The organism is Ectothiorhodospira haloalkaliphila ATCC 51935, assembly GCF_000633935.1.
GTDB lineage: Bacteria > Pseudomonadota > Gammaproteobacteria > Ectothiorhodospirales > Ectothiorhodospiraceae > Ectothiorhodospira > Ectothiorhodospira haloalkaliphila.
Genome location: NZ_KK214997.1, coordinates 300,870 through 326,051, shown reverse-complemented (window position 1 = coordinate 326,051; position 25,182 = coordinate 300,870). Strand labels below are relative to the sequence as shown.

General features: G+C 62.9%; 20 protein-coding genes. 10 read left to right on the top strand and 10 right to left on the bottom strand.

Going from position 1 to position 25,182, the window contains the following annotated elements:
• Positions 1-4: 4 nt before the first annotated feature.
• The 8 genes from ECTHA_RS0107420 to hpnC all read right to left on the bottom strand — a co-directional run bounded on the left by ECTHA_RS0107420 (position 5) and on the right by hpnC (position 11,118).
• A complete protein-coding gene (locus ECTHA_RS0107420) occupies positions 5-2,071 on the bottom strand; it encodes a TonB-dependent receptor plug domain-containing protein (protein ID WP_025281969.1) in 2,067 nt (688 codons plus the stop codon).
• A 19-nt stretch (positions 2,072-2,090) separates the two neighbouring features.
• A complete protein-coding gene (locus ECTHA_RS0107415; RefSeq protein ID WP_025281968.1) occupies positions 2,091-4,175 on the bottom strand; it encodes a putative bifunctional diguanylate cyclase/phosphodiesterase in 2,085 nt (694 codons plus the stop codon).
• Entirely contained in the window at positions 4,172-6,532 is a 2,361-nt protein-coding gene (locus ECTHA_RS17500; RefSeq protein ID WP_025281967.1) for an ATP-binding protein, read from the bottom strand. Before ECTHA_RS17500 ends, ECTHA_RS0107415 begins: the two co-directional genes overlap by 4 nt.
• Entirely contained in the window at positions 6,529-7,047 is a 519-nt protein-coding gene (locus tag ECTHA_RS0107405) for a YfiR family protein (protein ID WP_128571914.1), read from the bottom strand. The genes ECTHA_RS17500 and ECTHA_RS0107405 overlap by 4 nt, the downstream gene beginning before the upstream one ends.
• 218 nt (positions 7,048-7,265) lie before the next feature.
• The gene (locus ECTHA_RS0107400; RefSeq protein ID WP_025281965.1) at positions 7,266-8,012 is read right to left on the bottom strand and encodes an SDR family NAD(P)-dependent oxidoreductase; all 747 of its coding nucleotides are present in this window, start codon (positions 8,010-8,012) and stop codon (positions 7,266-7,268) included.
• Positions 8,009-9,337, bottom strand: a complete 1,329-nt coding sequence (hpnE, locus tag ECTHA_RS0107395; protein WP_025281964.1) for a hydroxysqualene dehydroxylase HpnE — start codon at positions 9,335-9,337, stop codon at positions 8,009-8,011. The genes ECTHA_RS0107400 and hpnE overlap by 4 nt, the downstream gene beginning before the upstream one ends.
• Positions 9,334-10,197: a presqualene diphosphate synthase HpnD gene (gene hpnD, locus ECTHA_RS0107390; RefSeq protein WP_025281963.1), complete on the bottom strand. Its 864-nt coding sequence runs from the start codon at positions 10,195-10,197 to the stop codon at positions 9,334-9,336. The genes hpnE and hpnD overlap by 4 nt, the downstream gene beginning before the upstream one ends.
• Before the next feature lie 45 nt (positions 10,198-10,242).
• Positions 10,243-11,118: a squalene synthase HpnC gene (hpnC, locus tag ECTHA_RS0107385; RefSeq protein WP_025281962.1), complete on the bottom strand. Its 876-nt coding sequence runs from the start codon at positions 11,116-11,118 to the stop codon at positions 10,243-10,245.
• 158 nt (positions 11,119-11,276) lie between these two features.
• Here hpnC and ECTHA_RS0107380 point away from each other — a divergent pair, with 158 nt between their 5' ends.
• The 6 genes from ECTHA_RS0107380 to ECTHA_RS17495 all read left to right on the top strand — a co-directional run bounded on the left by ECTHA_RS0107380 (position 11,277) and on the right by ECTHA_RS17495 (position 18,492).
• On the top strand, positions 11,277-11,723 hold the full coding sequence (locus ECTHA_RS0107380; RefSeq protein WP_158407556.1) for a GNAT family N-acetyltransferase: 447 nt from the start codon (positions 11,277-11,279) through the stop codon (positions 11,721-11,723).
• Positions 11,724-11,965: 242 nt separating this feature from the next.
• Positions 11,966-12,991, top strand: a complete 1,026-nt coding sequence (gene bchI, locus ECTHA_RS0107375; RefSeq protein WP_025281960.1) for a magnesium chelatase ATPase subunit I — start codon at positions 11,966-11,968, stop codon at positions 12,989-12,991.
• A complete protein-coding gene (locus ECTHA_RS0107370) occupies positions 12,988-14,781 on the top strand; it encodes a magnesium chelatase subunit D (RefSeq protein ID WP_025281959.1) in 1,794 nt (597 codons plus the stop codon). Before bchI ends, ECTHA_RS0107370 begins: the two co-directional genes overlap by 4 nt.
• Before the next feature lie 16 nt (positions 14,782-14,797).
• Positions 14,798-15,700 carry an alpha/beta fold hydrolase BchO gene (bchO, locus tag ECTHA_RS0107365; RefSeq protein WP_026623622.1) on the top strand — a complete coding sequence of 301 codons (903 nt, stop codon included), beginning with the start codon at positions 14,798-14,800 and terminating at the stop codon, positions 15,698-15,700.
• A 117-nt stretch (positions 15,701-15,817) separates the two neighbouring features.
• Positions 15,818-17,359, top strand: coding sequence for a phytoene desaturase (locus tag ECTHA_RS0107360; RefSeq protein ID WP_029762519.1), 1,542 nt, complete (start codon positions 15,818-15,820; stop codon positions 17,357-17,359).
• Complete coding sequence (locus ECTHA_RS17495; protein WP_025281956.1) at positions 17,356-18,492, top strand: phytoene/squalene synthase family protein; 1,137 nt, start codon at positions 17,356-17,358, stop codon at positions 18,490-18,492. Before ECTHA_RS0107360 ends, ECTHA_RS17495 begins: the two co-directional genes overlap by 4 nt.
• Here the strand turns inward: ECTHA_RS17495 and ECTHA_RS0107350 are convergent.
• Together ECTHA_RS0107350 and crtD are read right to left on the bottom strand one after the other, a co-directional pair.
• Complete coding sequence (locus ECTHA_RS0107350; RefSeq protein ID WP_238984744.1) at positions 18,489-19,319, bottom strand: carotenoid 1,2-hydratase; 831 nt, start codon at positions 19,317-19,319, stop codon at positions 18,489-18,491. The two genes, ECTHA_RS17495 and ECTHA_RS0107350, sit on opposite strands and share 4 nt — an antisense overlap.
• Before the next feature lie 77 nt (positions 19,320-19,396).
• Complete coding sequence (crtD, locus tag ECTHA_RS0107345; RefSeq protein ID WP_025281954.1) at positions 19,397-20,899, bottom strand: 1-hydroxycarotenoid 3,4-desaturase CrtD; 1,503 nt, start codon at positions 20,897-20,899, stop codon at positions 19,397-19,399.
• 111 nt (positions 20,900-21,010) lie between these two features.
• On the opposite strand from crtD, the gene ECTHA_RS0107340 reads away from it, so the two are divergent.
• From ECTHA_RS0107340 to ECTHA_RS0107325, 4 genes are all read left to right on the top strand, one after another.
• Complete coding sequence (locus ECTHA_RS0107340) at positions 21,011-21,880, top strand: polyprenyl synthetase family protein (protein WP_025281953.1); 870 nt, start codon at positions 21,011-21,013, stop codon at positions 21,878-21,880.
• A gap of 17 nt (positions 21,881-21,897) precedes the next feature.
• Entirely contained in the window at positions 21,898-23,055 is a 1,158-nt protein-coding gene (locus ECTHA_RS0107335; RefSeq protein ID WP_128571913.1) for a methyltransferase, read from the top strand.
• A 97-nt stretch (positions 23,056-23,152) separates the two neighbouring features.
• Positions 23,153-24,112 carry a chlorophyll synthesis pathway protein BchC gene (bchC, locus tag ECTHA_RS0107330; RefSeq protein ID WP_025281951.1) on the top strand — a complete coding sequence of 320 codons (960 nt, stop codon included), beginning with the start codon at positions 23,153-23,155 and terminating at the stop codon, positions 24,110-24,112.
• A gap of 68 nt (positions 24,113-24,180) precedes the next feature.
• A complete protein-coding gene (locus ECTHA_RS0107325; RefSeq protein WP_051582623.1) occupies positions 24,181-25,137 on the top strand; it encodes a chlorophyllide a reductase iron protein subunit X in 957 nt (318 codons plus the stop codon).
• The last annotated feature ends 45 nt before the right edge of the window (positions 25,138-25,182 follow it).

The following is a 25,182-nucleotide window of genomic DNA, read 5'->3' as shown; positions in this document are numbered from 1 at the left end:
TTGGTCAGAAGCTGAGCCTGATCTGCCCGTAAACACCCCGACGCGTTTGAGCCGGCTGGAACGTTGGGGCCACGGAAAAATACTCGGTCCGTTCGGAATCCAGCAAATTCTGCGCCACCAGGGCCAGCTCTATCGCGCTGTCAGGTCGCCAGGCCATCCTGAGATCCATGGTGGTATAGGCATCCAACGGGGGCAGAAAGGGTCGGTCGCGCTGGTCCACGTGCCGGACCCACATGTCCAGATCCGTTTGGTGATTGAGGCTCCATGAACTGCGCAATGAGGTGATGTGTCTGGGGATGAAGCTGGAAAACAGTTGATCCCCCCCCGTGAACTCACCCGTGTCATTGAAGCTGTAGGCAAGTTGGAAACGCAGCCTCTCCGTGGGTCTCCAGTCCCCTGAAAGCTCCACACCCGTTACGGTGAGTTCGCCGGTATTGATGAAATCATTGGGGGCGATCAGGTATTGCTGATCTTCGCTGATCAGGAGGTCGTCGGGATCCGTGATCAACGCAGCTGTTCTGAGATTGTCGTAACGATGCATGAAGGCCGTCACGTCCAGGTAGACTTCGGGGGAGAGCTGCCCCCGGTAACCTGCCTCGAACGCCGTCAGGCGTTCTGACCCAAAACGATCGTTACCGCGCACTTCGCCTTGTATGGGCAAGTCGGCCACTGAGTCGTCCAGCGGAGAGTCAAACGAGACCACGCCGGGGGGTGCCACTGTCAGGATATAGTCTGCTGTGCGTTCCCCCCGTGAAGGAATGCGTTTGGCCTGGGATAGCGAACTCCACAGACTGTGTTGGGGGGTCATGTTCCACAGCATGCGGATGGTGGGCTGGATTTCGGTGCTGGTGTAGCTGTTGTAATCCAGTCTTCCCCCCAGCGTCAGTCTCAGACCGTCGGTGAGTTCAATCTCGTCTTGAGCAAACAGGCTGGCAAGGTGCAGGGTTTCCCTGGACTGTGCAATGCGCGTGGTCAGGCCGTCGGAGAGGGTGTCCCGATACCAGCGATAACCGGCACCCCAGGTGAGCGTATGCTGGCTCGAAAAACCGATGCGCTGCTGTAATTCAAGATCAACGATATGCTGCTGTTGATCCGCCAGCATGGTGGCCTCCAGGTCGGAGTAACTCCAGGAGGCATTGACTCTGATTTCAGAGCGCTCCGAAGTCTTTCGGGTCATGCTGGTTTGCAGATCAACGCCAGAGAAACGGTCGGTGATGTTTTCCACCCGTCGGTACGTGGGGGGAGGCTGGAAGGGATCCCTGACAACACCGATCCCATCCGAGTCCGTTCGATAGAGATTGCCGGAAACCATCCATTGGCCCGCCATCTCGTCTCCATCCATACGAAATCCTGCTGATAGATGATTGGCTTGATCACGGTGATCGTCGCCGGATTCCTTCAAGGAATCACGGTGGCCACTGTTTCGCAGATACACGCTGAAGCTGCTGTCTTCTCCAAGGCTTCCTCCCTGTCTCAGCAGGGTGAACGGCCCGGTCACATCACCATACCCGGCACTGACCAGCGTGCCATGGGTGCTGTGTGACGAACGGGTGATGATGTTGATGACCCCATTGACCGCATTCACCCCCCAGACGGCTCCACCCGGGCCCCGGATGACTTCGATACGCTCGATGTTCTCCAGGGGAATCTGCAGCGTATTCCAGAGCACCCCGGAAAAGCTGGGGCTGTAGGCACTGCGCCCATCCACCAGTACCATGAGCTTGTTGGAGAGGTATTCCGTATGGCTGCGAATGGAAACGGCCCATCGGTCGGCGCTGATACGGGCCACATCCACACCAGGGGCCAGACGCAGCGCCTCCGGCAGGGAGCGGGCGCCCGACCGCCGTATATCCTCAGCGGTGATGACGTGTGCGGCGGCGGCCACATCGGAGAGAGGCTGGGCACGACGGCTGGCGGAGATCACCTCCTGCTGGAGCAGATCTTCCAGAGACAGATCAAGAAAGCGCTCAATGCCCGAGTTCTGTGCGTTGGCAGCGGCGCTGGCACCACAGAAGATGATCAGAAGACAGGAAATGACGGGGATGCATCTGCGGGTGGCTGACCTGTCCATGACATGCGCGCTCATGATGTTATGAAAGACGATCAAAATCCCAGTTCTGTCCGAGCAAGTCCGGGATCTGTTCTGCTGCAACGGGCTTACTGAAATAATACCCCTGAAGAGTGTGGCAGCACTGCTGCATCAGGATCTTCACCTGCTCCAGGTTTTCCACACCCTCGGCGGTCACCGTGAAGCCCATGCTTTCACTCAAGGAAATAATGGCTCTTATGATCGCCAGGCTTCCGGCATCATGGGGGAGTCCATGGACGAAGCTGCGGTCCACCTTGAGGTTGTGCAAAGGCAGCCGCGTCAGGTAGCTCATGGATGAGTAGCCGGTACCGAAATCATCCAGAGAAAATTTGACCCCCAGTTCCTGCAGTTCATGCAGGGTTTGCAGTGTGGTCATGCTCTCGTCCATGAGTGTGGTTTCCGTGATCTCCAGTTCAAGGAATTCTGCGCCCAGCCCGGTGTCCTCGAGAATGTCCCGCACCTTGCGCGTCAGGCTTCCGTTTCGGAATTGCACGGGCGAGAGGTTGACCGCCATCGCCAGTGGCAGGCCCATGGCCTGCCAGCGAGCGGCGTCCTGGCAGGCCATGCGCAAGACCCATTCGCCAATGGGGACGATCAGCCCATTGCCCTCGGCCAGGGGGATGAACTCCGCGGGTGATATCAGCCCCTGCTGTGGGTGCCGCCAGCGGATCAGGGCTTCGACGGAGTGGATTTTCCCCGTCTGCAGATCCACCTGGGGTTGATAGACGAGGAAAAACTCCTGTGCTTCCAGGGCACGGCGCAGGTCGCTCTCCATGTTCAGACGCCGCATGGCCTCATGGGTGAGCGAGGGGCTGTAAAACTGAGCATTGTTCCGCCCCAGAAATTTGGCATGGTACATGGCCGTATCGGCATGTTTGAGCAGTGTGTCGGCATCTTCCCCATCATCCGGAAATACGGCAATGCCGATGCTGGCGGTGACGACCATCTCCCGACCGGCAATGAAGAATGGCTGTTGCATGAGTTCCTGTATCCGGTGGGCTGCCACCAGGGCATCCTCGGGATGGTTCATGTCCGGGATGATGACGGTGAATTCGTCCCCACCAAGACGGGCCAGGCTGATGTTCTGATGCTGGGTCGAAGGGCGGGATACCGTATCCGTGGGACGCACACCCAGTCGCAGGCGGTGGGAGGCATGCTTTAGCAAGATATCACCGGTGGCGTGGCCCAGCGTGTCGTTGATCTGTTTGAAACCATCCAGGTCCAGGAACAGCACGCCCAGCTGGCTGCCACTGCCCTGGGCACGATGGATTTCACCCGCCAGGCGATCCACGAGATGCTGGCGATTCGCCAACCCTGTCAGCGTGTCGTAATAGGCCAGTCGGTGTATCTCATCGTCTGCTTCCTTGCGTCGTGTGATGTCTCGAATGAGGCAGAGTGTTTCCTGATCGTCGATGATCACGATACGGGTCTCGAAGTAGCGAACGGGCCCGTCCACCTCCTGAAGCGAGTATTCAATATCCTGCAACTCGCCGGCTGCACGCGCCTTTCGTATGGCCTCCGTATAGGCCCGGGAAACCTCCTCGGGCAGGCTGCCCTGCACACTGGCCCCGGGTCCGGGATGAGCCTGGTCATGGTGCCCCGCCAGCCGATCCAGCACGATCCCTTCATCACTGAGCCGCAGGAGGGTGTCCGGTAGCGCACTCAGGATGGCGGCGTTGCGAGCATTGGCCCGTTGCAGATCAAGTCGGGTCAGGTGCGTGCGCCACAGGTACTTGATCCGATGTCCGATGAGGTTCCAGTGGATGGGTTTGGAGATGAAGTCGGTGGCGCCGGCCTCGAAGGCTCGGGCAATGGAGTCCACGTCATCCATGCCAGTGACCATGACGATGGGGAGTTCATCACCAGCCAGGTGACGCAGGCGTCGGCAGGTCTCGAAACCATCCATGCCGGGCATGTCCACATCCAGCAGCACCATGTCGCAAGGCGTTTGTGCGAAAGATGCCAGTGTCTGTTCACCATCCTCGGCTCTGATCGTCAGGAAGTCCGCCGCCTCCAGAGCAGCGGTCATGAGCATGAGTGCGGTGACATCGTCGTCGGCCAGCAGAATCCTTACAGGCTCGTTCATGGGGCCGCCTTGATCCGTTCGCGGATTTCATTGAGGGTTGCGCGTGATACCTTCTGGAAGGGTGTGGACAGGGCATCGGTATCACGCATGCGATTCTCACGTGCGCAGACTTCCAGTTGCCGGCAGATCTCGGAGAGTCGCCTGGCCCCCACGTTTCTGGAGCTGGATTTCAGGGCGTGGCTGGCGCTGCGCAGGCCTTCCACATCGCCTTTTGTCAGGGCCTCTTCGATCTTCTGGATCAGCGGGGGGCCGGTATCCAGGAAGGCCTGCAAAACTCTGGTCAGAAGGTCCTGGTCCGGGGTCAGCGCTTTCAACTCATCGAGATCCTGCGGATGCAGCATGGGGAGGTCATCGACATTGCATTCCTGGGCAGAGGGCGCCGACTGGTTGGGGGCGGTGGTGGTGGCAGTGGGAAGCCATTGGCGCAGCAGGGTGTGGAGTTGCTCGATGGTGTAAGGTTTTGGCAGGCAGGCCTGCATGCCGACTGCCAGGCATCGATCCTGTTCCTCTCTGGAGGCATTGGCCGTCAGCGCGATGATGGGGGTCTTGTCGCGGCCTGGCACGCGACCTTCACGTATGGCCTCGGTTGCCTGATAGCCGTCCATGATCGGCATGCGACAGTCCATCAGAATCAAGTCCACCGCGTTGGCCGTCAGCATGGACAATGCCTGCTCTCCCTCATGGGCCAGGCGGACCCTGAGCCCCAGCTGCTCCAGCATGGCACGGGCAACCAGTTGGTTGACCGGGTTGTCTTCAACCAGAAGGATACAGCCATCCAGCCTCTGGGCCCTGTCGATATCCTGCCCTGGTCTGGCTTCCTCGAGTGTATCTTGCGTATCGGTGGGGCAGGTACCCAGCGGTAGTTCCAGATGAACGCATAAAATCGACCCTTGTTCAGGAATGCTATCCACATGGATGCTGCCTCCCATCAGTTCTACCAGCCGTCTGCAGATCGCCAGCCCCAGGCCGGTCCCTCCGTAGCGCCGGGTCGTTGATCCGTCTGCCTGCGCGAAACGCTCGAAAATCAGATCTTTGGCCTGAGGCGTCATCCCGATGCCGGTATCCTTGACCTGCAGGTGAATGGATCCCTTTTGGTCGGGCGTGATCTCGATCGTGGCACACACCTGAATGCTGCCTTGATGGGTGAACTTCACCGCATTGCTCAGCAGGTTGGTCAATACCTGGCGGAGTCTGAGGGGGTCGCCCCGAAACCAGAATGCCTGATTCGCGGGACAGAACTCCGTGGAGAGGCTCAGGCCCTTTCTGGCGGCAGGTTCCTGAAACAATTGGACGCAGCCATGGACCAGCGCCACCAGATCAAAGTCCACCGACTCCAGTTGCATATGGCCAGACTCCGCCTTGGAAAAGTCCAGGATATCGTCAATGATGCTCAGCAGGTGTCGGCTGGTCTGGAGAGCCGTTTCCGCATATTGGCGCTGCCTGGGGTCCAGAGGGCCGTGCAGCAGCATCTCGTTCATGCCCAGCACGCCATTCATCGGGGTGCGGATCTCGTGGCTCATGTTGGCCAGAAACTCGCTCTTGGCCTGGTTGGCGGCTTCTGCGGCCTCCTTGGCTTGCAGCAACTCGGCGGTTCGGGTTGATACTTCTTCTTCCAGACGCACCTTTTGCAGGCCCAGGCGTCGATCCCTTTCCTGGATTTCTTCCAGCATGCTGTTGAAACCCTGTGCAAGTGTACGGATTTCAAGGATATCGCTGTTGCTGGCACGCACACCCAGGTCGGCATCTTGCGTGACACGCTTCATCAGTGCAGTCAGGGCCGAGACCGGCTGGACGAGGCGGGCTACCAGAGTCGCCATCAGGATCCGGCTGGTGAGCAGAGCCAGGGCGGCGGCCACCGCGGTGATCAGGATCAGCACCACCATCTGGATGTAGAGCGATCGCAGGCCGATGACGGTCTGAATGGCTCCCAGGGTGTCGTCTTGCAGTGTGATGGGTTGGGTCAGCCTGACCGCAGTCAGACCGTAGCGGGTCTCTTCCTGAGGGTTCCACTTATGATGAGCCCGAATTCCGGGTGCCGATTCATAATGGGCGAAGGGCTCACCATGGCGGTCGTGGATGACCGCCGCCTGGACATCGGGGGAATGACGCAGGGAGGCAAGTAAATCTCCGGCGGCCTTCCTGTCATCGAACAGCAGGCTCGCTGCGGCGTTTTCCGCCAGGACCCGGGTCTTCACCCGATTGGCATCCACCATGCTGAGCAGGTTGACGGTCAATCCCCCGAGAATGGTGATGACGGCCATGATGGTGACCGAGATCACCAACGCCGCGCCATTGATACGTCGCAGTCGGTCCGCGAGGGAAGGGGGTGGATCACTGCCGGGAGCGGAGGTGGTCATTGCTCCACCTCTTCTGCCAGGCGAAGCAATCTGGAACTGAGATTCAGACCCTGGGCGCGGGCCGCGGTCAGGTTCGCTTCAAAGGCGATACGATTTTGCTGCGTGATCATGTTGATCGCCACTCCCCGACGCATGGCGCTGGGCGAGTCGGCCACGGTCAACACGGGTGAGCCATCCACTGTCCCGAGGATCTGCGGCAGCTGACCGATGGCGGAGCGGCTGATGAAGACCAACTCGCAGTTGCTCAACTCGTTCAGGGTGGGTGTCAAATGGACGCTCAGTCGGCGGGTACCCACCGATCGCTCCTCAAGCTTGAGGAGGTCGGCGCCGAACGGGTCACTGCCGTACACACACAGGTTCAGGGTATCACCAACGTGTTCCGGCCACTCGGTGAACAGAGCAAAGTTATAGAGAAAGGCGGCCTTGAGCTGGTACTCGGAAGGGGCGCCCGCGGCCATGTGGGCGGGCAGGCAAACAAGCAGACAAAGAACCAAAGCCTGTGCGGCCCTTCTCATTCGCGGCATCTCACCCGCCCGCGATCGCGTTCCATATCTTCGAATCCTGTTCCGATACGCATTACGAAGAGCGATGCCGCCAGGATCTTGCGTCAGGGCGGGATCTTTACAGGGAGTTTAGGACAAGCCCGGATCGCTGTCTTCTCCCGGCTGCCTCTTGCCTCCGGGCCGCCGGAAGGCGTGGGCATCAGTGACCGGAGATCCCGGCGCACCCCCTGTCAGGCCAGCTTGAGATTCTGCCCGGTCGTCTCCCCTGCATCCGGACCCAGGAGATAGAGATAGGGTCCGATCACCTCTGCCGGTTCAGGGTGTTGAGTGGGATCCTCTCCGGGGTAATGATCGGCCCGCAACTGGCTCTGCACCGGGCCGGTATCCACGCCGTTCACCCGGATGCGTCGGGCGCCCTGGTACTCGGCTGCCAGGATGTCCAGTAATCCGCGCTGGCCCGCCTTGGCCACGCCGAAGGCGCCCCAGTAGGCGCGTTGGCAGTCCTGAGTGGAAAAGACAATGGCCGGGTCTGCTGCCTTTTCCAGCAGTGGGAGCGTGGCCTGGGTCAGCAGGAAGGTGGCGTGCAGGTTCACCGTGATGACGCGGGCCCACATTTCCAGATCATACAGCTTCACTGGGGTGAGGGCGCCCACCCAGCCGGCGTTGTGCACCAGGCCGTCGAGTCGCCCGAACTCGTTCCCCAGGTTCTCGGCCAGGTCCTGGTAGTCCTTGGCGGTGGCGCCCTCCAGGTTCATGGGGTAAATGCCCGGCTGCGGGCCGCCCTCGGCCTCGATTTCGTCATACACCTTTTCCAGGGTCTTGATCACCTTGTCCAGCAGCACCACGGTGGCACCATGTTTGGCCAGTGCCAGGGACAGGGCACGACCGATACCCCCGGTGGCGCCGGTGACCAGGATCACCCGGTCCTTGAACAGGTCGGGTGCGGGGGTGTAGTGCAGGAGTTGTTGCGGGATCATTGCGCTTCCGTTGTGGCTGGGGTCTGTTGAAGGATGGCCTGGGCGCATTGTAAACCACTGATCACGGCCCCCTCGAGTGTTGCGGGCAGGCCGGTATCGGTATAGTCACCGGCCAGCCACAGGCCCGGTTGTGGCGTGGCGTTGCCCGGCCGCAGTCGGTCGCAGTCCACGCTGGCGCGAAACGTGGCCTGCTTTTCACGGATCACCCAGCTTTTCTCTGGGAAAGGCCAGTCCGGGAACAGCATGTGCAGTTCTGCCCGCACCTGGGCCGCCAGTTCCTGGTTGTCCATTCGCATGTGCGGCCCCGAAGCCGAGATGACCACGGCCATCAGCCCGGGCTGGCCCGTGATGCGGCGGTCGAAGGTCCATTGGCCAGTGGTGCCCAGCATGCCGAAAAACGGCGTCTGCAGGCGCACCGATTCGGGATACTGCAGGTAAACCGTGCAGATGGGTTCGGTGCCCAGGCCCTCGAGACCCTGGGTCATGTCCGTCAGGTCAGACAGGGGCTTGAGCAGGCGGACGGCGGCAGGGTGCGCTGTGGCCAGGATCACCTGCCGGGCGTCCAGCGTCTGGCCATCACGCAGGGTCAGAGTGAAACCCGTGTTCGTTGCGGCGATGCCACGCACATGCGCGCCCGTGCGGACTGTTCCACCATGTTCCTCGATCCACTGGCGGGCCGGCTCCGGCAGGCAATCCCCCAGGCTCACTCTCGGGATCAGCAGGTCCGCATGACTGCGGTGACCCGAGAACGCGCCGCGCAGCACCGCGCAGAACAGCCGGGCCGAGGCCTCCGTGGGCGGGGTGTTAAGGGTGGCCAGGCAGAGGGGTTCCCAAAGGCCGCGTACCAGGACCTCCGGTTGTCCGTGTTCGTGCAGCAGGCGGCTGACCGAGATGTCCTCGGCTTGCTGCCAGCGCATCAGTCGGGCCAGGCCGGGGAGGGCGCGCAGCCGGTCACGCCCCTGCATGCCACGGGCGCTGAGCAGGCCGGCCAGAAGGTGCAGGGGTGCGGGCAGATAGAAACTGGCCAGGCCGATTCCCGGGGAGCCGGCCTCGCGCATGTTCAGGTCCAGAGGCAGGCGCACAAATGCACGGGACTCTTCCATACCCAGCGTCTTCATCAGCCGGAGGGTGTGCTCGTAGGCTCCCAGCAGCAAATGCTGGCCATTGTCCAGGGGTATGCCGTCCACATCCACGCGACGCGCGCGTCCACCCAGGTGTCGGGCGGCCTCCAGTACCGTGACCTGGTGCCCCGCCTCGGCAAGGCGCACGGCAGCGGAGAGCCCGGCCCAGCCGCCACCGACGATGCAGATGTCGTGCTGCGTCATCCTTTCATGGCCTTGCGGTGAAGACGTTTTTCGCGCCGCGCGGTCCGCCAGGCAATCCAGAGCTTGCGCACGGGCGTGAGCCGGACACGCTGTTCCAGTACCCGGTAACCATCGGCGGCGATCTCGTCCAGCAGGGTGCGGTAGATGGCGGCCATGATGATGCCGCTGCGCTGGGCATGACGGTCGGTCTCGGGCAGGTGCTCGAAGGCGCGCCGGTAATAGTCACGTGCCCGGTCGGCCTGGAAGGCAAACAGGCTGCGCAGCCGCTCCGAGGTCTGGGGGCGTTGCAGGTCCGCGGGCTGAACCCCAAAGCGCTCCAGTTCGTCCAGCGGGATGTAGATGCGGCCGCGGCGGGCATCCTCCAGTACATCACGCAGGATGTTGGTCAGCTGGAAGGCCATGCCCAGATCGTGGGCATAGCGGGCGGTCTTGCGGTCCTCGTAGCCGAAGATCTCGGCAGACATGAGCCCCACCACCGAGGCGACGCGGTAGCAATAAAGTGACAGTTCGGTGAAGGTGGGGTAGGCGTCGAATTCCAGGTCCATCTGCATGCCGTCAATGATCTCCCGGAAGTGCTCCTCCGGGAGGTTGAAGCGTTCAATGCATGGTTGCAGGGCCTGGCACACCGGATGGGTCGGCTGGCCGCCGAAAGTTTCCGATATCTGGCCTCGCCACCAGTCCAGCTTGGCCCGGGCCACGGCCGGATCCGTACATTCGTCCACCACGTCATCCACCTCGCGGCAGAAGGCGTAGAGGGCGGTGATGGCCCGGCGGCGTTCCGGCGGCAGGAACATAAAGCTGTAATAGAAGCTGGATCCGCTAGCGGCGGCCTTTTCCTGGCAATACTGATCGGGAGTCATGGATCTGGTTCGCTTGGGCGGTGAATGCGTAAACTACCATACCTGTCATACGGGCAGGCGCCCGGGCAGCAGTCCGTCCCGGAGGATGACCAGGTAATCCCGGCTGCCCAGGCGTGGACGGGAGAACAGGTCCTCCTGCTGGCGCTTGAGATGCCAGACCACGCGGGCGCCGGCCACGATGATCAAGCGGATCTCCAGCCCCACGCGACCGGGCAGCATCGCCCCCAGGGGCGCGCCGCTGCGCAGTAGTTGATCTGCGCGCTGAAACTGTTTGCTCATGAGCTGTCGGAAGGGGGCGTCCGTGATCCGATCGCGGAAATGGGCTTCGGTGACACCGAAGGCCTGCATTTCCTCCGTCGGGATGTAGATGCGCCCCATTTCGTGATAATCCTGGGCCAGGTCCTGGTAGAAGTTGATGAGTTGCAAGCTGGTGCAGACCGCGTCGGACAAGGCCAGGCGCCTGGGGTCTGCCTGGTCGCTCAGGTGCAGGAGCAGTCGCCCCACCGGGTTGGCAGAGCACCGGCAGTACTGGATCACATCGCCGAAGGTGGCGTAACGGCGGGTGGTCACATCCTGACGAAATGCGGTAAGCAGGTCATGGAACAGCCCCACGGGGAGGTTGAAGCTCCGGATGGCATGGGCCAGGGCGATGAAGGTGGGGTCCTCATCCGGCTCACCCGCGGCGGCGGCATCAAGCTGTTTTGCCAGGTGATCCAATGCCCGCAGGCGGTCTTCGGCAGGGCGCTCACCTTCGTCCGCCAGATCGTCTCCGCGGCGAGCAAAACTGTAGATCGCGGCGACCGGCCTGCGCAGATGGGCTGGAAGCAGGCGCGAGGCCACCGGGAAGTTTTCGTAATGGCCATGGGCCTGACGCAGGCATTCGCGGTAGGCCTGTTCCACATTCTGGCTGACGGCGTGCATGCTCCCACCGGGCATGGTTCAAAGGGTCTGGAGTTTACCATGGCCAATGGCGCGAAGAGATCAATGGGTTTCCTGGACGAAGAGATGAAGCACTGCTGATGTGGTATCACCCGGTATATCTTGACTTGCGGGCCGCGTCGGTCGAGGACATTACGGCCTTGCGGCGCTTGCCGCGCAGCATTGAGGAAGTGGCTTGGGCCTTCCCCGATGCTCCCAGGCCCCTGCATGATGCGGGTTTGAAGGACTGCATCACCCGTTGTACGGAAACCGTCGTCGGGGTCTACCGGGGACGGGTGATTGCCTTTGGTGGTCTGGGCAGGATTCAGCCGGGGGGATACGCTTTCTTGCGCCACCTGATCGTGCACCCCGACTATCGCGGGCGCGGCGTGGGCACCAGGGTGCTGCGTCATCTGACCCAAAGGGCCTTCGAGCATCATCGCTCCCGGGAGATGCATCTTCGGATTTCCTCCCGCAACATACCGGCCACCCTGTTCTTCTACGAGTTGGGCTTTTTGCCTTATGGGATTTTGTCCGGTGAAGCCGACCCTTACGGAGGTGGCTTGATGCGGCTGCGGCTGCGGTGGGGCGACCTGGAGGAGGAATAGGAGAGGGAAGCCCCTGACCCCCGTCAAGTTGGCTGGGATTTGCCAGCGGCGCGGCGGGGGTTGCCTTTGTTTTTTTGCGTCGTTTGGGGGAACATAGCCGGCTTTACGCTGCGGCGCAGGGGCATGCTCGGTACGCACCGCCGGGAGGGTCTGTTAAGATCGCCTCCGCATCGCACCTCAAAACCGGCAGAGGCATGGATTTTTCCGTGCACGGCCGCTACCTAAGGCAGAACAAACAGACTATGGCTTTGACGTTTCCGTTTTCGGCGATTGTCGCGCAGGACGAGATGAAGCTCGCCATCCTTATCTCCGCCATTGATCCGAGTATCGGCGGGGTGCTGGTGTTCGGGGATCGGGGTACCGGCAAATCCACCACGGTACGCGCCCTGGCAGCCCTGTTGCCGCCCATGGAAGCGGTGGTCAACTGTCCCTATGGTTGCGCCCCCGGCAAGCAGGCAGGCCTGTGCAAGGTCTGCGATGGGCCCGAGGCCAAGGATCCACCCAAGACCCGCCAGGTGCCGGTGCCGGTGGTGGACATGCCGCTGGGTGTGACCGAAGACCGTGTTGTGGGTGCCCTGGATCTTGAGCGAGCCCTCACGCAGGGGGAGAAGGCCTTCGAGCCGGGCCTGCTGGCCCGTGCCCACCGGGGCTTTCTGTACATTGATGAGGTCAACCTGCTGGAAGATCATCTGGTGGACCTGCTGCTGGATGTGGCCGCCTCCGGTGAGAACGTGGTGGAGCGTGAGGGCCTGAGTGTGCGCCATCCCGCCAAGTTCGTGCTCATCGGTAGTGGTAACCCGGAAGAGGGCGAACTGCGTCCGCAGTTGCTGGATCGCTTCGGGCTCTCCGTGGAGATCGGCACCCCCGAGGATCTGCCTACCCGAATCGAGGTGGTGCGGCGTCGTGATGCCTTTGAAAAGGATCCGGAGGGCTTCACCAAGCGCTTCGAGAAGGAAGATGCAGAGCTGCGTAAAAGAATCACGGCCGGCCGTGACCTCCTGCCGGAGGTGGTGGTGCCCGATGCCGCCCTGGAGCGGGCTGCCCAGCTTTGCCTGGCCCTGGGTACCGACGGCCTGCGCGGCGAACTCACCCTGATTCGTGCCGCTCGCGGCCTGGCGGCCTTCGAGGGTGACAAGGAAGTGACCGATGAGCATCTCAAGCGCGTGGCACCGCCGGCCCTGCGCCATCGCCTGCGCCGTAACCCGCTGGACGACGCCGGTTCCTCCGTGCGTGTGGGGCGTGCCATTGAGGAGCTGTTCGGCGCATGACCGAAACCATGGCCCCCGAACTCACGCCGTGGGCATTGGCCAGCATCGCCGGCGGCCTGTTTGCCGTGGATCCCTCGGGTTGCGGCGGCGTGGCGGTGCGTGCCCATGCCGGCCCGGTGCGTGACCGCTGGCTGGAACAACTGCGACAGTTGTTGCCCGACAAGGCACCCATGCGGCGCCTGCCCCTGCATATCGCCGATGGTCGCCTGCTGGGCGGGCTGGATCTGGCCGCCACACTCAAGGCGGGAAAACCCATTGCTGAACGAGGTCTGCTCGCTGAATGTGATGGCGGAGTGGCCGTCATGGCCATGGCGGAGCGGCTGACCTCGTCCACGGCCGGCCGGGTGGCGGCAGTGATGGATGCCCACGAGGTGGTCCTGGAACGGGATGGGCTGGGAATGCGCGTGCCCACCCGGTTCGGGGTGGTGGCCCTGGATGAGGGCATGTCCGAGGAAGAGCAGGTGCCCGATGTCCTGATGGACCGGCTGGCCTTCCATATGGACCTGATCCCCATTGCCGTGCGCGACATGGACGAGCCCCTGTGGACCAGCGAAGATGTTGGCCGGGCCCGGGAATTCCTGCCCAATGTGGAGGTGAGCGACAATATTCTGGAGGCCTTGTGTGGCACCGCCCGGGCTCTGGGTATCGCCTCCCTGCGGGTGCCGTTCCTGGCCCTGCGCGCAGCCCGCGCGGCTGCGGCACTGGATGGTCGGGATCAGGTATCGGAAGAGGATGCAGCCCTGGCCGCGCGCCTGGTGCTGGCCCCTCGTGCCACCATGTTGCCCCCTTCCGAGGACGACATGCCCGAGGAGCAGGAGCCGCCACCGCCGGAGGAGCCACCGGAGGAGGAGCAGAACCAGGAGGATCAGGAAGATCAGGACCCGGCAGAACTGGACAAGCCACTGGAAGATCGGGTGCTGGAGGCCGCCAAGGCCTCATTGCCGGCGGGCTTGCTGGCACAGTTGCAAGCCGGGCTGGGCGCCCGCTCCCGCTCTTCTGCCGCCGGCAAGGCCGGTGCACTGCAGCAGGGTAACCGCCGTGGTCGTCCCATCGGCACCCGCCGCGGGGAATTGCGGGCCGGCGCCCGATTGAATGTGATTGAAACCCTGCGTGCCGCTGCCCCCTGGCAGCCGCTGCGGCGGGCACAGGCCCTGGCCGATGGCAGTTCTACCAAGAGCCTGCGGGTGCATGTACGCCGGGATGATTTCCGCATCACCCGTTTCAAGCAGCGCACCGAGACCACCACCATCTTTGCGGTGGACGCTTCGGGTTCTGCCGCGCTGCACCGACTCGCCGAGGCCAAGGGTGCCGTGGAATTGCTGCTGGCGGACTGCTATATCCGTCGTGACCGGGTGGGCCTGATTGCCTTCAGGGGCACGGAGGCTGATCTGCTCCTGCCGCCCACGCGTTCACTGGTGCGTGCCAAGCGCAGCCTGGCGGGCCTGCCTGGCGGCGGAGGCACGCCACTGGCGTCTGCCATCGATGCGGTGCGGGAACTGGCCGAGTCGGTCAAGCGGCGAGGTGAAACCCCCGTGGCTGTGTTCCTGACCGACGGTCGGGCCAATATCGCCCGCGACGGCAGTCAGGGGCGCACCAAGGCGACGGAGGATGCCCTGGGGGCGGCCAAGGAGTTGGCGGCGGAGCAATTCAAGATCATCCTGGTGGATACCTCACCAAGGCCCCAGCGCAGTGCCCAGGAACTGGCCATGGCGATGCAGGCGCAATACCTGCCATTGCCGCACGCCGATGCGGCGACCCTGTCCAGCGCAGTCCAGACGGCCAGCAGTTGATCGCTGTGGGCAAACCATGATCGGAATGACCCGGTGGCCGGACTGGGAACGGGAGGGCAAGGGCTGGCCCAACCACCAGTCCAGTCGCTTCGTGACAGCTGGCGGCGTGCGCTGGCATGTGCAGCGCATGGGCGAGGGACCCTGCGTGCTTTTGATTCACGGCACCGGTGCCGGCACCCATAGTTGGCGGGATGTGATGCCCCTGCTGGCCCGCGATCACACCGTGATCGCCGTGGACCTGCCTGGTCATGCTTTCTCCCGCCCCCTGGATGATGATCCGACCCCCTTCACGTTGCCCGGCATGGCCTGCGCCCTGGGTCGGTTGCTGGAGGCACTGGATGAATGGCCTGCTCTGGTTGTGGGACATTCTGCGGGGGCGGCCGTGGGCGCGCGCCTGTGTATCGACGGCTGGGCCCGGCCGGGCACCCTGGTCAGTCTCAATGGCGTGATGTTGCCTTTTCCAGGGGCCGTGACCTTGATGTTTTCCAACGTTGCACGACTGCTGTCCATGATGCCGATGCTGCCCCAGATGGTGGCCTGGCGTGCCACGGATCGGCGCGCGGTTGAGGATTTGCTACGCAGTACCGGTTCCACGGTGGATCCGCGAGGCACCGAGTTTTACGGACGCCTGATCCGCCACCCGGGACATGTGTCGGGAGTGCTGAAGATGATGAATCACTGGGATCTGCAACCCCTGGCGGAGGACCTGCCGCAATTGCCGGTCGAGCTGGCACAGATTGTCGGTGACCGGGATCGCATGGTACCCCTCTCCGAGGCCTTGCGTGTGCAGACCCGTGTGCTCGGATCGAGCCTGTTGCGGCTGCCAGGGCTGGGACATCTGGCTCATGAGGAGCGACCCTCGCTGCTGGCGCAGCAAGTGGGGCGTCACGGCGTCAGTGACCCGGTCGGGGTGTCTTGATTCGTCTTGTGTAATCGAAGTCAATTACTCGGGGATTTTACGCCTGCATCCTGTCTGGTCAGGGGTGGGGACCCCTGCTAGACTGCCAACCGAGACTTACACTTCATAGGGTTGCCCGTGACCACAGTTGCCGAGCCTGCCACCTCGTCCCCTTCTGTTGATGATGCCCGCCCGCATGCCGTGGTGATTGGCAGCGGTTTTGGAGGTCTGGCGGCAGCCGTCCGGCTCGGTGCCCGCGGCTATCGGGTGACCGTACTTGAAAAGCTGGATGCCCCCGGTGGGCGCGCCTATGTGTTTCGTCAGGACGGTTTCACGTTCGATGCCGGGCCGACCATCGTCACCGCCCCCTTTGTGCTGGAGGAGCTCTGGCAACTCTGCGGTCGGCGCATGGAGGACGACATTGACCTGCGCCCCATGGACCCCTTCTACCAGATCCGTTTTCATGATGGCGAGGTCTTCAACTACTGGGCCGACGTGGAAAAGGTGCGCGAGGAGGTCAAACGCTTCGCTCCCGATGACCTGGAGGGTTACGACGCCTACATGAAGGCCAGCGAGGCCAACTACAAGGTGGGCTTCGAGGATCTGGCTCATGTCCCCTTCAATTCCATGCTGGACATGGTCAAGGTGGTTCCGGACCTGGTGAAGCTGCAGAGTTATCGCAGCGTGTACGGGATGGTGGCCAAATACGTCAAGAATCCCCGGCTCCGCGAGGTGCTGAGCTTCCACCCTCTGCTGGTGGGGGGGAATCCCTTCCGCACCACCTCCGTCTACTGCCTGATCTCCTACCTGGAGCGACGCTACGGCGTGCACTTCGCCATGGGCGGCACGGGCCGCCTGGTGGAAGGGCTGGTGGATCTCATCCGGGGGCAGGGCAACGAAGTGCGCTGCGGCCAGGAGGTGGCCAACATCAATGTGCAGTCCGGGCGGGTGACCGGGGTGCGCATGAAGTCGGGTGAATCCATAGCCGCCGACATCGTCGTCTCCAATGCCGATTCCGCCTTCACCTATCGGAGCCTGGTGCCACCGCCGGCCCGCCAGCGCTGGACCAACAACCGCATTGAGCGGGCCCGTTACTCCATGAGCCTTTTCGTATGGTATTTCGGCACGAAAAAGCGCTATGAAGATGTACCGCATCATTCCATCATCCTCGGACCGCGCTACAAGGAACTCATCGAGGACATCTTCCAGCGCAAGATCCTTGCAGAAGACTTCAGCCTGTATCTTCATCGGCCCACCAAGACCGATCCCTCCCTGGCGCCGGAGGGATGCGACACCTTCTATGTCCTCTCTCCGGTCCCGCACATGCAAAGCGGTGTGGACTGGGCCGAAAAGGCCGAGCCCTATCGGCGCAAGATCTCCGAATTCCTCTCTTCCAGCATACTGCCCGATCTGGAGCAGCAGGTGATCAGTTCCCACATGATCACCCCCCAGTACTTCCAGGACGACCTGAACTCCTTCCACGGAGCCGCCTTCGGTCTGGAGCCGATCATGCTGCAAAGTGCAGGATTCCGGCCCCACAACAAGAGCGAGGACGTGAAGGGGCTCTACCTGGTGGGCGCGGGAACACATCCCGGCGCCGGTTTGCCGGGTGTGATCTCCTCGGCGCGAGTACTGGATAGCGTGGTTCCGGATGCAGCCCAAGCGAAAGGTGCCCGATGATGCAAGCAACCCCCAAGACCAAGCGGCCCACCCGGGCTGCAGACATGGCGGCCTGCCGATCCCTGTTGTGTGATGGCTCCCGGTCCTTCTATGCGGCCTCCCTGTTCCTGCCCCGACAGATCCGCGAGCCTGCCACGGCCATGTATGCCTTCTGCCGGCTCGCTGATGATGCCATTGATCTGGACGATGGCCGAGGGGATGGCCTGGAGCGCATGCAGGATCGCCTGGATCGCATCTACGAGGGAAAGCCCCGCGATTTCTCCGCGGATCGGGCCTTTGCCCGGGTGGTACAGCGTTTCTCCATCCCCAAGGCGCTCCCCCAGGCCCTGCTGGAAGGCTTTGAGTGGGATACGGGCGGGCGTACCTACCCCGACCTGGCGTCGCTGGAAGCCTATGGGGCCCGGGTGGCGGGCACGGTGGGCGCCATGATGACCCTGGTCATGGGAGTACGCTCCCCCGATGCCCTGGCACGGGCCTGCGACATGGGCGTGGCCATGCAATTGACCAACATCGCCCGCGACGTGGGCGAGGACGCCCGGAATGGTCGCATCTACTTGCCGCTGAACTGGATGGAGGAACACGGCATTGATGTCGAGGCCTTCCTGGCCGATCCGAAATTCACCCCGGAAATAGGGCAGGTGGTCCAGCGTCTGCTGGAGGCGGCTGACAGGCTGTATGAGCGTGGCGCTGTGGGCGTTCAGACCCTGCCGCCCTCATGCCGGCCGGGGATTCAGGCGGCGATGGCGCTGTATTCCGAGATCGGCCGGGAAGTGGAACGCAATGGCCTGGACTCCATCAATCAGCGCGCTGTGGTGTCGCCATCCCGGAAGATCTGGGCCTTGACCCAAATGTTCCGTCGCTTCAGCGACAAACAACTGACGGTGATGAACCGTATCCTCGTGGAAGAGCCGCTGGAGGCCAATCGTTTTCTGGTGGACGCGGTGCGCGAGCATCCCTTTGGTCGCGAGAGTATCCGTCCCACGGCCATGGCCATGGGACGGGTGGAGCACCGCCTGATGTGGCTGCACAACCTGTTCCACCGTCTGGAGGAGCGGGATCGTTCCATGCGCATGGCACGCAAGACCAGCGCGCTGGCCCGCAATCGGGATCGCGGGGACGTGGCCCTGGGCTAGCCCCGGGCCCGGCGGGGCATCCTGAAGGGCAGCATCAGCTGCACCACCGGACTCTCGAAGCGATTCAGCGAGAGGCTCTCGTGGAAAGCCACGGCCTTCTCCCCGTGGATGCGGGCATCCACCAGGGAGCGCGCGTAGAACGGGGTGTCTTCCAGGGTGTGCCGGATGGTTGCGCTGCCGGCGTCGGCGCGGGTGGCCCTGGGGGCGCGCCAGATGCGTGCCGTGGGGAGGCCGTGCGCTGGCGGTGCTTCCACCTCCCGCGCCTTTCCGTCTGCATCGAAGCGCAGTGAAAGCAGGCTGTGACCACCGTCCCGGCGGTCCGCCTCGTAGAGCACCACGGTCTCCTGATCTTCCATCACGGCCCGTGACCAGTCCCAGTAGCGGAAACCTTTCTCCACGGGCTCCTCACCCCGGTTGCTGTCCAGGTAGCCGCGTCCCTCCCATTGCAGGCCGGGTTGCTCCAGATCCACTTCCACCCGCGCCGAGGGCGCGATAGGGCGCCACTGGTGCAGGCCCTTGCCGTCCAGGGCGAAGCTGTATCCGGTGAGGCAGTGGGGTGTCAGACGCACCTGTCCTCGCAGTCTGGAGGGGATGGGTGCGGTGGTCTCATCGATGGTCACGGTGAGTGCCTTGCCATCCCAGGACATGGCGCTGGGGCCGATGATCAGGTTGTGGCTGTCCCGCGCCAGATCGCCCCGGCCCCGTTCCGTCATGGCCCAGCGCTTCACGTCACCGTACAGGGCGACATTGATGGCGCAGTGGTGATTCGGATCGGGATTGCCGCGGCGGCGGGCCCAGGCGTAGTAGGGGGAGAAGACACTGCCCACGAAGCCGATCAGGGTGATCCCGTAGCGGCCGTCATCGCTCAGGGCGTCCAGGTACCACCACAGATAACCTCCGGGGGTTACCGTCTCCGTGAAGTCAGGTCCTGACGCAGGGCCGATGCTGCCAGACGTCCCGAGAGGCTCGCCATCGGCACGCCCGCGCCCGGATGCACGCTCCCCCCGGTCAGGTACAGCCCCGGTATCCGGCTGCGGGCCCCCGGACGATTGAACGTAGCCCTCCATCCATGCGTGGCCTGGCCGTAGAGGCCCCCGCCCGTTCCCGGAAACAATCCCTCGAACTGGGTCGGCGTGGTGACCACGGGTTGGTCCGGACCCGTTTTCACCTGCAATCCACAGCGTTCCAGCACCCGGAAGGCATTGTCCTGACATTGAGCGATCTCCTGTTCATCGAAGGTATGGCGGTCGCCGATGGGCGGGGCATTGATCAGGCACAGCATGCGTTCGGGACCGGATACCCCGTTGCCGTCCCGATCGCCACGGTCCTGAGCGCAGATGTACACCGTGGGTTCAGCCGGCACTCGCCCTTGCTTGAAGATATGGTCAAATTCGGCTGGGTAATCCCGGCAGAAAAACACATTATGGCGTAGCAGAGGGAATCCGTCAGTGGGTGCCACCAGGTTCCAGGTCATGGCCGACAGGGAGCGCCCTTCGCGGGCCACCGGCGCCACGGCACGACAGGCCTCCGTGCCCAAAAGGCCCTGGCTCAGGGCCGAGATGTCCGTGTTGGAGATGACCGCATCGGCGTTAAGGGTGTCGCCGTCGCTCAGACGCACCCCGGTCACTCGGCCGCCGCGGGTTTCGATGGACTCCACACGGGTGCGATAGCGCACCGTGGCACCACGTTCCTGGGCGAGGGAGGCGAGGGCCTCGGGAATGCGGGCCATGCCACCTTCCACCATCCACACTCCTTCCTGCTCCACATGGGCCACCAGCATCAGGGTGGCCGGCGCCAGGAAGGGGGATGAGCCGCAGTAAGTGGAATAGCGCCCGAACAGTTGCCGTAGCCGCGGGTCCTGGAAATGCCGGCCCAGGGCGCTCCATAGGGTGTCGTAGGGCGAAATCCGCATGAGTCCGCCCAGGCCCCGGATACCGGCGCGCCCCACCAGGCTCAGTGGTGTGGGACGGGTATCGCGGATGAAGGGGCCTTCCAGGGCCTGGTAGGTGCGTCGTGCCCGCTCGCAAAACTCCTGAAATCGCCTGGCTTCAGCGGCGCCTGCGAAGCGGCCCACCGCATCCACCGAGGCATCATGATCCGCGTGCAGGTCAAAGCGCTCATCCTCGCTCCAGGCGTGGCGAGCCAGGATTGACATGGGTTGCAGATTCAGATGATCGGTCAGGGAAGTGTCAACCGAATCGAACAGTTCCTCGAACACCCAGCGCATGGTGAACACGGTGGGTCCCGCATCGATTCGGGCGTCGCCGACACCCACTTCCCGGATTTTGCCGCCGGGGCGGGCGGCCTGCTCGAGAACCGTCACATTCATGCCGGCGTGAGCCAGTTCCAGGGCGGCGGAGAGGCCTGCGATGCCCGCCCCAATGATGGCGATATTGGGTGTGCCCATGTGATTCCTTGTCGTTCGGCCAACGCCTTTGACTCGGCCCTGGCTTGTGTCTATGCTGAGCGAAACGTACCAATGACAACCTAACCTTACACTACGGGGCGGAGGCATACCATGGAAGCCACGACGCGAATCGAGCAGGCACTTGAACAGGCTCTGGCTGATGGCGAGTCGCCGGCCGGGCCGCCCTTATTGCTTGAAGCGATTCGCTACGCAGTCTTCCCGGGCGGTGCCCGGATCCGCCCCCAATTGGTGCTGGCCGTTGCCCAGGCCTGCGGTGATGATGCCCCGGAAGTCACCGATGCCGCCCTGGCCTCCATCGAACTGATGCACTGTGCCTCTCTGGTCCACGATGATCTGCCCTGTTTCGACAGCGCCGACATGCGTCGCGGCAAGCCCTCGGTTCACGCTGCTTATGGTGAGCGTCTGGCGGTGCTGGGTGGAGACGCCCTGATTGTCCTGGCCATGGAAGTGCTGGCCCGGGGTACGGCCAAGTCACCGGAACGGCTTGCACCCCTGCTGCTGACGGTGGGGCAGGGCGTGAGCGTGCCCTCGGGCATCATCGCCGGTCAGGCCTGGGAGTGCGAGCCCAAGGTGGATCTGGCCGAGTACCAGCGTGCCAAGACAGGCGCCCTGTTTGCGGCGGCCACCATGGTAGGGGCTGCGGCGGCGGGTCATGACCCCGCGCCCTGGCGTGCCCTGGGCGAGAAACTCGGAGAAGCCTTCCAGGTGGCGGATGATCTGCGCGACGCGGTGTCCAATCCCGAGGAACTGGGCAAGCCGGTGGGTCAAGACGAGGCCCTGGATCGGCCGAATGCGGTTCGCCAACTGGGCGTCAAGGGCGCGACCGAACGCCTCAAGCGTTTGCTGGAAGAAGCCATGGGTTCCATCCCGACCTGCCCGGGTGAGGCCGAGTTGCGTGTGCTCCTCATGAAGCAGGCCGCCAAGTTCCTGCCCAAAGAGCTGGCCCAGCAGGCCGCCTGAACCCAGGCAACTCTCCCATGACAAGATACTGGAAGCGGATGGCGACAGGTTCGTCATCCGGAGCCCTGTGGCGCGGCGGCTTCCTGTCGCTGCGTAATCGCATCCTCTCCAACCCTGCCTTCCAGCGCTGGGCGGCTGCATTCCCTCTCACCCGGCCCATTGCCCGTCGGCGTGCCCGCCACTTGTTCGATGTGGTCGCGGGCTTCGTCTATTCGCAGGTGCTCTACACCTGCGTGCGGCTTAAACTGCTGGAACATCTGCATGCTCAGGGCCCGCAAACCGTACCGGAGTTGGCCCGGTATCTGGATCTGCCTGAGGAAAACTGCCTGCTGCTGCTCAAGGCGGCGGCTTCGCTCAAGCTGACCGAATATTACGGTCGTGGCTGTTACGGGCTGGGCGCGCAGGGGGCCGCCATGATGGCCAATCCCGGTATCGCTGCCATGGTGGATCACCACGCCATGCTCTACGAAGACCTGGTGGATCCGGTAGGCCTGCTGCGCGGGCATTACCCGCAGACCCGTCTTGGGGGTTACTGGGCCTACGCGGGAGATGGTCCGCCAACGACGCTGGCGGGTGAGCAGATCACGCCCTACACCCGACTCATGTCGATCTCTCAGCAATTGGTGGCGGAGGAGATCCTTGATGCCTTCAATCCCAAGGGCTACAAGCGGCTGATGGATCTGGGGGGTGGCAATGCCACGTTTCTGTCTGCGGTAGCCCGGCGCGCCCCGGACATCGAGCTTGTGCTCTACGACCTGCCGGCGGTGGCGGAGCAGGCTCGGGCAAATTTCCAGGCTCAGGGGTTGGCCCATCGAGCCACTGCCATGGGCGGAGACTTCTTCCAGGATGAGTTGCCCAGGGGCGCGGATCTCATCTCCCTGGTGCGTGTCGTTCATGATCACAATGACGACCATATTCTGGGCCTGCTTCGCGCCGTCCGCGAAGCCTTGCCTGAGGACGGTGCCTTGCTGTTGGCAGAACCCATGTCCGGCACCCGGGGTGCCGAACCCATAGGCGACGCCTATTTTGGCATTTACCTCTTCGCCATGGGGCGCGGGCGGCCCAGAACCCCTGTCGAAATCGAAATTTTGCTAAGAGAATCAGGGTTTAGCCGGGTGCGCTTGCTGAATACCAGAAACCCCTTATTGACCCGTGTCATGTTGGCCCAGCCGTGACCTCGGGTGCGTGTTAGTTTGGGTTGACAACCTCTAGGGTCACGCTAGACTTACACGCATATCTCGTAGGGGCAAGAACGCCCCGGGTCAAATTGCCATGAAAGCGACAGCCGTCGTCATCGAAAAGCCTGAGCATCTTGTGATCAGTGAGCTGGACCTGTCCGTTCCAGGCGATGCTGACGTGGTCGTTGATATTACCTTCAGTGGTATCAGTACCGGCACGGAGCGCCTGCTGTGGACCGGACGCATGCCCAGCTTTCCCGGCATGGGCTATCCCCTGGTGCCCGGTTACGAATCGGTGGGGCGCATCGCTGCTGCCGGTCCTGAGTCGGGTCGGCAGGTGGGTGAAGAGGTCTTTGTGCCGGGCGCAGCCTGTTATGGCGAGGTTCGCGGTCTTTTCGGCGGTGCCGCCTCCCGCGTGGTGGTGCCGGGCGCAAAGGTGGTGCCGCTGCCGGATGATCTGGGTGAGGAAGGTGTCCTCCTGGCGCTGGCGGCCACGGCCTATCACGCAATCTTTCAGGGTAAGCCGGTGGATGGGCTGGATAAGGCGGCTCTGCCTGAGTTGATCGTTGGTCACGGTGTGCTGGGTCGCTTGCTGGCCCGCGTCGTCGTGGCGGCCGGTGGGCAGCCGGTGGTCTGGGAGCTGGATACCGAACGGGCCCTCGGTGCCGAGGGCTACACGGTGGTCCACCCGGATAAGGATGAGCGCCGGGATTATCGCTGTATCGTGGATGTCAGTGGTGATTCAAAGATCCTGGATACCCTGGTCGCTCGCTTGGCGCGCGGTGGGGAAGTCATCCTGGCTGGCTTCTACAGCCAGCCGCTGAGTTTCGAGTTCCCCCCTGCCTTCATGCGCGAGGCCAGGATCCGATGTGCGGCTGAGTGGCATGCATCGGATCTGATTGAGGTCAAGAAGCTCATTGAGTCGGGTGGGTTATCCTTGAAAGGCTTGATTACCCATCGGTATCAGGCGGCCCAGGCAAATGAGGCTTACCGCATCGCCTTTGGTGACCCCCAGTGTCTGAAGATGATCCTCGACTGGAGGAGTGGCCAGTGAAGAAGGCAGACGGCCAATCCTCCGTATCACTTGAAAGCCTCCGTGGCCAGCTCCGTTCCGGGGCCGGCATGGACTCCAGTCAGCCTGAAGGGGACGTTAGCGTGCAGAGCTCTTCCGCCAAAGAAACCCAGATTATCGCCATCTACGGTAAGGGCGGGATTGGCAAGAGCTTCACCCTCTCCAATCTTTCCTACATGATGGCGCAGCAGGGCAAGCGCGTGCTGCTCATCGGTTGCGACCCCAAGAGCGATACCACTTCGCTGCTGTTCGGCGGGCGTGCCTGCCCGACCATCATTGATACCGCGGCCCGCAAGAAACAGGCGGGCGAGCAGGTGGAGATCGGTGACGTCTGCTTCAAGCGGGGTGGCGTGTTTGCGATGGAACTGGGCGGGCCCGAAGTAGGGCGCGGCTGCGGGGGGCGTGGCATTATCCACGGCTTCGAGATCCTCGAGAAGCTGGGTTTCCATGAGTGGGGTTTCGACTACGTTCTTCTGGACTTCCTGGGTGATGTGGTCTGTGGCGGCTTTGGCCTGCCCATTGCCCGTGACCTGTGTCAGAAGGTCATCGTGGTCGGCTCCAATGACCTGCAGTCCCTGTATGTGGTGAATAACGTCTGCTCTGCAGTGGAATACTTCCGCCGTTTGGGTGGCAACGTGGGGGTTGCAGGCATCGTGATCAACAAGGATGACGGTACCGGCGAGGCTCAGGCCTTCGCCAAGGCAGCCGACATCCCGATTCTCGCGGCAATCCCAGCCAATGAAGACATCCGCCGCAAGAGCGCCAACTACCAGATCGTGGCCCATCCCGATGGGGAATGGGGTCCGCTGTTCGCCGAACTGGCCACGCAGGTGGCCGAAGCGCCACCCAGGCAGCCTCATCCGCTGAGCCAGGACGAGCTTCTGGGTCTGTTCACCAGCGAAGAGGTTGGTCGTGATGTGGTGCTCGAACCGGCCACCCAGGAAGACATGCATGGTGGCACCATCGTCAAGAAGCCATCCCTCGAGGTGATCTATGACGATGTCTGAAGGACATCGCGGTCACCCGGGCGACGCCAGTCTCGTTGAGACCGC